The organism is Halalkalibacter nanhaiisediminis, assembly GCF_007830185.1.
Classification (GTDB): domain Bacteria; phylum Bacillota; class Bacilli; order Bacillales; family Bacillaceae_D; genus Halalkalibacter; species Halalkalibacter nanhaiisediminis.
The window spans coordinates 1-280 of record NZ_VLKZ01000024.1; the positions used below are offsets into that span (position 1 = coordinate 1).

The 280-nt window shown below is 53.2% G+C and carries 1 rRNA gene; it reads left to right on the forward strand.

Going from position 1 to position 280, the window contains the following annotated elements:
* Positions 1 to 280, forward strand: a 16S ribosomal RNA gene (locus tag IQ10_RS17875); the annotation flags it as partial.

Below are 280 nucleotides of genomic sequence, written 5' to 3' on the forward strand. Positions count from 1 at the left end.
GATGAAGGTTTTCGGATCGTAAAGCTCTGTTGTTAGGGAAGAACAAGTGCCGTTCGAATAGGTCGGCACCTTGACGGTACCTAACCAGAAAGCCACGGCTAACTACGTGCCAGCAGCCGCGGTAATACGTAGGTGGCAAGCGTTGTCCGGAATTATTGGGCGTAAAGCGCGCGCAGGCGGTCTTTTAAGTCTGATGTGAAAGCCCCCGGCTCAACCGGGGAGGGTCATTGGAAACTGGGAGACTTGAGTACAGAAGAGGAGAGTGGAATTCCACGTGTAG